This is a genomic window from Acinetobacter sp. GW821-FHT09D10, assembly GCF_059416285.1.
In genome coordinates, this window is the sequence record NZ_JBWKOW010000010.1 from 82,922 (window position 1) to 91,083 (window position 8,162).

General features: G+C 41.2%; 7 protein-coding genes and 4 tRNA genes. All 11 read left to right on the top strand.

Features of this window, described 5'->3' with window-relative positions; genetic code table 11:
- The first annotated feature begins 128 nt into the window (after nucleotides 1–128).
- A complete protein-coding gene (gene gspN, locus AC07M3_RS17685) occupies nucleotides 129–872 on the top strand; it encodes a type II secretion system protein N (RefSeq protein ID WP_005037277.1) in 744 nt (247 codons plus the stop codon).
- Between the two features lie 2 nt (nucleotides 873–874).
- Nucleotides 875–1,711 (top strand): type II secretion system protein N, encoded by an 837-nt coding sequence (locus AC07M3_RS17690; RefSeq protein ID WP_494567871.1) that lies wholly within the window; start codon nucleotides 875–877, stop codon nucleotides 1,709–1,711.
- Between the two features lie 41 nt (nucleotides 1,712–1,752).
- A complete protein-coding gene (gene gspD / locus AC07M3_RS17695; protein WP_494567870.1) occupies nucleotides 1,753–4,014 on the top strand; it encodes a type II secretion system secretin GspD in 2,262 nt (753 codons plus the stop codon).
- Nucleotides 4,015–4,055: 41 nt separating this feature from the next.
- Complete coding sequence (locus tag AC07M3_RS17700) at nucleotides 4,056–4,685, top strand: FHA domain-containing protein (RefSeq protein WP_494567869.1); 630 nt, start codon at nucleotides 4,056–4,058, stop codon at nucleotides 4,683–4,685.
- A 65-nt stretch (nucleotides 4,686–4,750) separates the two neighbouring features.
- Nucleotides 4,751–5,419, top strand: coding sequence for a phosphoglycolate phosphatase (locus AC07M3_RS17705; protein ID WP_494567868.1), 669 nt, complete (start codon nucleotides 4,751–4,753; stop codon nucleotides 5,417–5,419).
- A 109-nt stretch (nucleotides 5,420–5,528) separates the two neighbouring features.
- The gene (gene trpE / locus AC07M3_RS17710) at nucleotides 5,529–7,022 is read left to right on the top strand and encodes an anthranilate synthase component I (RefSeq protein ID WP_017391174.1); all 1,494 of its coding nucleotides are present in this window, start codon (nucleotides 5,529–5,531) and stop codon (nucleotides 7,020–7,022) included.
- A gap of 98 nt (nucleotides 7,023–7,120) precedes the next feature.
- Nucleotides 7,121–7,196 (top strand) — tRNA-Thr (locus tag AC07M3_RS17715).
- 53 nt (nucleotides 7,197–7,249) lie between these two features.
- Nucleotides 7,250–7,333 (top strand) — tRNA-Tyr (locus AC07M3_RS17720).
- A gap of 37 nt (nucleotides 7,334–7,370) precedes the next feature.
- Nucleotides 7,371–7,446, top strand: a tRNA-Gly gene (locus AC07M3_RS17725).
- 13 nt (nucleotides 7,447–7,459) lie between these two features.
- Nucleotides 7,460–7,534 (top strand) — tRNA-Thr (locus AC07M3_RS17730).
- 146 nt (nucleotides 7,535–7,680) lie between these two features.
- A partial coding sequence (locus tag AC07M3_RS17735; protein WP_289391093.1) for a GTP-binding protein occupies nucleotides 7,681–8,162 on the top strand: 482 nt, incomplete at its 3' end.

Sequence of the window (8,162 nt, forward strand, 5' to 3'; positions counted from 1 at the left end):
AGAAGCCAAGCCGATTGCTTGGTTTTTTTATATGAAGTGAATTGGCGATGTTGAAAAAGTATGCATAATGTCAGACTAGGGAGCTACTCTCAAAATAAGGACGATAATTTGCATGTTGGTAAGGCTGAATGAAGAAAAAGTCTAAGCAGTGGAAGTGGTGGTTATTTGCCCTCATTGCATTTTTAATTTTTATTATTTTACAGATCCCAGCGACGTGGCTTATTTCTAAATTTTCAAAGAATAATCAAACTCTACACAATGTAAGTGGAAATATCTGGCAGGGCCAAGCAGATTGGCGGCGCGGTACTTTGAGAGGCTCGATTCATTGGAAAACTAGACCTCTTGACCTGTTTTTATTAAGGTTCGCTGCTGATGTGGATATCCATAGTGGAAATACCCAATTATCTGGGGTAATGGCCTATGGTGTTGGTAAAAAAGTACTTGTTAGAGCAATGAATGGTCAAATTGCGCCTGAAACATTAAAACAAATTGTGAACTGGCAATGGCCTGTGAACAGTATCCAGTTAAAAGATATTGATTTTAATTATAAAAAAGAGCAAGGTTTCGCCGCAGTTGATGGTCAATTGCATTGGGGTGGTGGTGCTTTAATTTATAATATTGGTGACCGTCAAGACCGGATGAATATGCCTTCTTTAAATGGGCAATTAACGGATCAAAATGGTCAATTACAGGTTGATATACGTGATCAACGCAGTCAAAAAATGGCAAATCTTCTATTAGATGCCAATATGATGCTTGATGTGCAGCTTACACAAAGATTATTGCTGAATATTCCGTCTTATGATGGAAAAGCCGGTTTAGATACTTTTGTCATTAGTTCTCGTCAACCCTTAATACAAGGGGGTAACTAATAATGAAAGTATGGATTGAAAAATTACAGCAACTACAATGGCAAAAATTAGATCGGTTAAGTGTTGTTGTATTTGCCTTTTTAATTTTATGGCTGTGTTGGAAATTGGCTTCATTATTTTGGTGGGTCATTGCACCTCCCCAAATGATGCAATTTGATCGGGTAGAGTTGGGATCACAGCAGCCGCAAATTCCTAACATTAGTACTTTTTCGCTTTTTAATGAACCTTCAGCCAATGCAGCTCAGGAAAATGTCAACCTAGAATTGCAGGGTGTGATGGTGGGCTATCCGAACCGTTTTTCCTCAGCGGTTATTAAGCTTGATAATACTGCTGACCGATATCGGGTGGGGGAAACAATAGGCTCTACATCTTATCAGTTGGCAGAAGTTTATTGGGATCACGTTATATTGCGTCAAGGTAATGGCAGTACTCGTGAACTTCAGTTCAAAGGTTTGCCAAACGGTTTGTATCAACCCATGACACCAGATGCCTCACAACCAACTGCTACAGCGTCTCAACCATCAGCACCTGTTAATACGACTCAAGAAGCGCTTGGACAGGCTATTCAGCAAATGCAAGGGAACCGTGAACAATATCTACGTGATATGGGCGTAAGCGGGAACTCAAGCGAAGGTTTTGAAGTTACAGAACGTACACCCACTGCGCTTCGAAATAAGTTAGGTTTAAGGCCGGGTGACCGGATTGTTTCTTTAAATGGTCAAACGGTTGGGCAAGGACAAACGGATGTGCAGTTACTTGAACAAGCTCGTCGAGCTGGGCAAGTAAAAATAGAAATAAAACGTGGTGATCAAGTGATGACCATACAACAAAATTTTTAGTGATAACACGTCACCATAAGAGTTAGGAATTATCGCAAGTTATGGCTTTATTGAATCATCAACGTCCACTTTGGGCATTACTTGCAGCAGCCCCATTGATTGCGACAGTGAGCAGCAGCGCCTATGCCCAGACATGGAAGATCAATTTACGTGATGCTGACTTAACGGCATTTATTAATGAAGTTGCAGACATCACGGGGAAAAACTTTGCAGTAGATCCGCGAGTGCGTGGCAATGTCACAGTAATATCGAATAAACCCCTGAATAAAGATGAAGTTTATGATCTGTTCCTTGGGGTCCTAAATGTAAATGGGGTTGTGGCAATTCCTTCTGGGAACACCATCAAACTGGTGCCGGATAGCAATGTTAAAAATTCGGGAATTCCTTACGATTCTAGAAATAGACTGCGTGGTGATCAAATTGTCACTCGAGTCATTTGGCTTGAAAATACGAATCCAAATGACTTAATTCCAGCACTTCGCCCTTTAATGCCGCAATTTGCACATATGGCTGCGATAGCAGGCACTAATGCGCTGATTGTTTCGGACCGAGCTGCGAATATCTACCAACTTGAAAATATCATTCGTAACCTTGATGGTACGGGGCAAAATGATATTGAAGCCATTAACTTGCAATCGAGTCAGGCAGAAGAAATCATTACTCAACTTGAGGCGATGAGTGCAACGGGAGCTTCGAAAGATTTTAGTGGCGCACGTATTCGTATTATTGCAGACAATCGAACGAATCGTATTATGGTAAAGGGTGACCCTGAAACGCGTAAACGTATTCGCCACATGATTGAGATGCTTGATGTGCCTTCAGCAGATCGTTTAGGGGGCTTAAAAGTTTTCCGACTGAAATATGCAAGTGCAAAAAATTTATCAGAGATTTTACAAGGTCTTGTAACAGGACAGGCTGTTTCTTCATCAAATGGGAGTGGTGGTTTGGCTGCTTCTTCTGGATCGACTAATGGTTCGATGGGAAATAGTCAAAATTCTGGCGCGCCTAGCTCGTCAATTAGTACTCCTTCAATTAATCTTAATAGTAGTTCTAATAGTAACCAAAATAATATTACAAGTTTTAGTCAGGGCGGTGTGAGCATTATTGCGGATAATGCTCAAAATTCACTTGTTGTAAAAGCCGATCCACAATTAATGCGTGAAATAGAGTCAGCTATCCAACAACTTGATATTCGTCGCCAGCAAGTTTTAATCGAAGCTGCCATTATTGAGGTTTCAGGTGATGATGCGGATCAGCTTGGAATTCAATGGGCATTAGGTGATTTATCTAGTGGAATTGGTCTTCTTAGCTTTAGTAATATAGGCGCTAGTTTGTCGTCTATCGCTGCTGGATACCTATCAAGTGGTACGGCAGGTGCTGCAAATGCTATAGCAGCTGGTAAAAATAAGGGTGATGGCGCAACTTTCGCTTTAGGAAATTTTGAGAATTCTCGTAAGGCTTATGGTGCATTAATTCAAGCGCTTAAAACTAATACCAAATCAAATTTGCTTTCGACACCATCCATTGTAACTATGGATAATGAAGAGGCTTATATTGTTGTGGGGCAAAATGTTCCTTTTGTGACTGGTTCTGTTTCTACGGGATCTTCGGGAACAGTAAATCCTTATACGACAGTCGAGCGTAAAGATGTAGGGGTAACTTTGAAAGTTATCCCTCACATTGGTGAAGGTGGGACAGTTAGGCTTGAAGTTGAACAAGAAGTTTCTAATGTTCAATCAAGTAAAGGGCAGGCTGCTGACCTAATTACTAATAAGCGTGCCATTAAAACTGCTGTTTTAGCTGAGCATGGGCAGACAGTGGTTTTAGGGGGCTTGGTATCTGATGATGTTGAGTTTAATAACCAAGGTATTCCTGGATTAAGTAGTATTCCTTATTTGGGCCGGTTATTCCGTTCGGATACCCGAAGTAATGTGAAGCGTAATCTTCTGGTTTTTATTCATCCAACAATTGTGGGTGATGCAAATGATGTGCGTCGTTTGTCTCAGCAGCGCTATAATCAGCTTTACAGCTTGCAATTGGCGATGGATAGAAATGGCAACTTTGCCAAATTGCCTGAACAGGTTGATGATGTCTATAACCAAAAGATGACACCGCCAAGCATTACCTCTCAGCCAAAAAATTATCAGCAGGTTCCTTCAGGTGGTAAAAGCTCGACAGTAACCACACCTGTGGCTGTAGAGCCATCGGTTCAAAGACAAATATTACAGTTGCCTGAACCTGAAGTTAATCGTACTAAAAATACCGTAACAACAACGACACTGCGTCCAAGCACAGCACCGTAGTAGCATGTTATGATTGATAAAAAGTGAAATAGGACATACGCATGACTTGGAAATTACAAGCAATTACTGGCGAAATTACTGGCCAAGAAATTAGTATTGATCGTGATATGTTGGTAGGGCGCCATCAAGATGCTGATGTGTTGTTACAAGCTGCTGAAATTTCACGTCGCCACGCTGCATTGCTTTTAAAAGATCAATTGCTATGGGTGCAAGACCTTAATTCATCGAATGGCACATTCATAAACGATATTCGTATTGAGCAAGAAAAACAGCTGCATGATGGTGATATCGTTCAATTTGCTAGCTTTAAATTTTCTGTATTAGCGCCTATGCAGGAAATAGAGGATTTGCCTGAAATTGAAGCAGAACCTGTAAATACGACCCCATCTCAAGATTTAAGCGATCAAGGGATGCCAAGTCTTACAGAGCGTGCTGCTGAAATAGAAGTTAGTCGCGATGGTATGCCGCAGAATATCTCTATTCCAAAACCTGCCCCGATCCCAGAAGGGATAGATGTTAATGTGCAACTACAACAGACACCTGTTGCCTTTGATGAGCCTGTTTCTCGTGTTACTCAAGAAAAAGAGCAACAGAAGAATGCCTCAGTTGGTTTGATCACTATTATTATTTTAGTAATCTTAGCTTTATTGGCATGGTTGTTCTTTAAATAATTTGTTGGTGCTTTTACAATCAAGGCATGCTAAGCGCATGCCTTTTTAATTTTGAGTATAAGAAGATGTCTGTTGCACAACTAAATAAGCGCGATTTAATTTTATTTGACCTAGATGGAACGTTAGTTGACTCTGCAGCTGATTTATATCGATCCATGAATTTAAGTTTAGACGCGCTAAGTTGGCCATCGGTAACTGAAGCACAAATACGAGAATGGGTGGGTAAAGGAGCTTCAAAACTTTGTGAAAGTGTTTTGCTTCATATATTTGGAAAATTAGACCCCGAACAACATAAAGTTTTATTACAAAAATTTGTAGATGTATACGGTGCGGAGCTTTGTGTAAATACTCAAATTTATCCTGGAGTAACTGAGTTTTTAAAGCATTGTAAAGCTTTGAATATACATATGGCATGTGTTACCAATAAGCCTGTGCAACTTGCTCAAGGATTACTTGATGCATTGGAACTTTCTTCTTATTTTCAAGTTGTACTTGGAGGAGATAGTTTGCCAGAGAGAAAACCGCATCCATTGCCTTTGTTGCATTGTATGCAAAGTTTAAAGATATCTGCTTCGCATGCGCTAATGATTGGCGATTCAAGTAATGATATTGAGGCTGCACGCCGCGCGGGAATTGATTGTATTGTGGTTAGCTATGGCTATAATCATGGAGAAAATATCTATGATTGCCAACCTCAGCAAGTGGTTGATAGTTTGGCTGAGTTAATTATCTAATGAGTGAAATGGAGATCAGCATGAATAAGCGTATGGTTTTTCGATGGCGTGTCTAAATCGAAACTAGAAAAACACCGTTTTAAATCGAAACCATATTAGAGAAAAATTCATGACTACATTAGCGCAATTTGAACAACTTAAGGCGTCAGGTTACAACACGATTCCAGTTTATCGCCAGCGTTTGGCCGATACGGAAACACCTTTATCTGTTTTTGCTCGTTTTAAGGATCAAAAACAAGCTTATTTATTTGAGTCGGTCGAAGGTGGTGAAAACTGGGCGCGCTACTCCATGATCGGTTTAGGCGAATCGACAGTTTTTTCATGTAATGCAGGGGTCTTGTCTATACAGCATGCTGATGGTTCGATCACACAAGAAGATTGTCTAGATCCATTTCAATATATTCGTGAATTTCAGAAGCAATTTACTGTGCCACCAGCTGAGCTTTTGCCGGCATTACCAAGTTTTACTGGCGGGCTAGTTGGTTATTTGGGCTATGATGCAGTTCGTTATATTGAGCCACGCTTAAAGAATGTACCTGCGGCTGATCCAATTGCGTTACCAGACTTGTGGTTGATGCTATCAAAGACAGTCATTGTTTTCGATAACCTTAAAGATACTTTATTTCTAATTGTCCATGCTGATACAACGCAGGCACATGCTTATGAAGATGCTCAGCAAAAGTTGGATCAATTAGAGCAGTTATTAGCTACACCAGTGAGTTTGCAAGCTAAGCCGCATACACCGCCTCATTTTGAATCGATTACAGGTAAGGCTAAGTTCCTTGAAACCATAGAAAAGGTTAAAGAATACATCCGTGCGGGTGATGTTATGCAGGTTGTTCCAGGCCAGCGTATGGTTTCGGACTTTGATGGTGAGGCTTTGCAAGTTTACCGTGCTTTACGTCATTTAAACCCTTCACCTTATTTGTTTTTGGTGCAGGGTCAGACCATTACAGATAACAAACCATTTCATATTGTAGGATCATCACCAGAAATTCTTTCTCGACTAGAAAATGGTATTGCGACAGTCCGCCCACTTGCAGGTACAAGACCGCGTGGAAAAACTAAAGAAGAAGACATCGCTTTAGAGAAAGATTTACTTTCTGATGAAAAAGAAATAGCAGAGCATTTAATGTTGATTGACCTTGGTCGAAATGATGTTGGTCGAGTTTCTAAAATTGGTAAGGTCAAAGTTACTGATCAAATGGTGATTGAGCGCTATTCGCATGTCATGCACATTGTTTCAAATGTGCAAGGCGAAGTTCGTGATGATATCGATGCCTTAGATGTATTTAAGGCAACCTTTCCAGCAGGTACTTTATCTGGTGCACCCAAAATTCGTGCAATGGAAATCATTGATGAAGTTGAGCCTGTTAAGCGAGGCGTTTTCGGCGGGGCAGTGGGGTATTTAGGATGGCATGGTGAAATGGACATGTCGATTGCAATCCGTACGTGTGTTATCCGTGATAAAAAGGTGTATGTGCAGGCTGGAGCGGGCTTGGTTGCTGACTCAAACCCTGAATCAGAATGGAATGAAACACAAATAAAAGCTCGCGCAGTGATCAAAGCGGTTGAATTATCGTCAAACGGATTGATTTTATGAGTTTTTAGCGATTTTTTTAAAAAAACCACTTGCATCGTTTGGAAGTTTTGCTAAACTGCACACCGTTCCGATACGAAACGTACGAAACACTAAGAAGCGCCGGCATAGCTCAGTTGGTAGAGCAACTGACTTGTAATCAGTAGGTCCACAGTTCGAATCCGTGTGCCGGCACCATCTAAAAGTGTGAAGTTGTTGAGTGAAGAATAACACTGAAATAAGTGTGAAGTGGTGAGATTCCCGAGCGGTCAAAGGGGGCGGACTGTAACTCCGCTACGAAAGTTTCGAAGGTTCGAATCCTTCTCTCACCACCATTAACTTCGATTGAAGTGCTAAGTATACCAGCATCGTGCGGGAGTAGCTCAGTTGGTAGAGCGGCAGCCTTCCAAGCTGCATGTCGCGAGTTCGACCCTCGTCTCCCGCTCCATCGAAGGATAATCGCTCTTATAGCTCAGTGGTAGAGCACTCCCTTGGTAAGGGAGAGGTCTCGAGTTCAAATCTCGATAAGAGCTCCAGATACAGTTTAGTAGATTTTCTACAAAGATTTAAAAAGCAGGCTTATTAGTCTGCTTTTCAAGTATTGGGTGTTTGATTTTTTAGGCGATATGTCGATGCTGGGTCTTACTCAGAATTGTGTTCGACGTAAACGAGGACTATAAACATGGCTAAGGCTAAGTTTGAACGTAATAAGCCACACGTAAACGTGGGCACAATCGGTCACGTTGACCATGGTAAAACAACTTTAACTGCTGCGATTGCAACTATTTGTGCAAAAACTTACGGCGGTGAAGCGAAAGATTACTCACAAATCGACTCAGCACCTGAAGAAAAAGCACGTGGTATTACAATTAATACTTCACACGTAGAATACGATTCTCCAATCCGTCACTACGCTCACGTAGACTGCCCGGGCCACGCCGATTATGTTAAAAACATGATTACTGGTGCTGCTCAGATGGACGGCGCGATCCTTGTATGTGCTGCGACTGATGGTCCAATGCCACAAACTCGTGAACACATCCTTCTTTCTCGTCAGGTTGGTGTACCTTACATCATCGTATTCTTAAACAAGTGTGACCTTGTTGATGATGAAGAATTACTTGAATTAGTAGAAATGGAAGTTCGTGAACTTCTTTCTACTTA

What these genes read in the sequence shown, in the direction of transcription:
- gspD (WP_494567870.1), top strand. Translation starts at nt 1,753, where the DNA reads ATGGCTTTATTGAATCATCAACGTCCACTTTGGGCATTACTTGCAGCA.
- AC07M3_RS17690 (WP_494567871.1), top strand. Translation starts at nt 875, where the DNA reads ATGAAAGTATGGATTGAAAAATTACAGCAACTACAATGGCAAAAATTA.
- AC07M3_RS17700 (WP_494567869.1), top strand. Translation starts at nt 4,056, where the DNA reads ATGACTTGGAAATTACAAGCAATTACTGGCGAAATTACTGGCCAAGAA.
- gspN (WP_005037277.1), top strand. Translation starts at nt 129, where the DNA reads ATGAAGAAAAAGTCTAAGCAGTGGAAGTGGTGGTTATTTGCCCTCATT.
- AC07M3_RS17705 (WP_494567868.1), top strand. Translation starts at nt 4,751, where the DNA reads ATGTCTGTTGCACAACTAAATAAGCGCGATTTAATTTTATTTGACCTA.
- trpE (WP_017391174.1), top strand. Translation starts at nt 5,529, where the DNA reads ATGACTACATTAGCGCAATTTGAACAACTTAAGGCGTCAGGTTACAAC.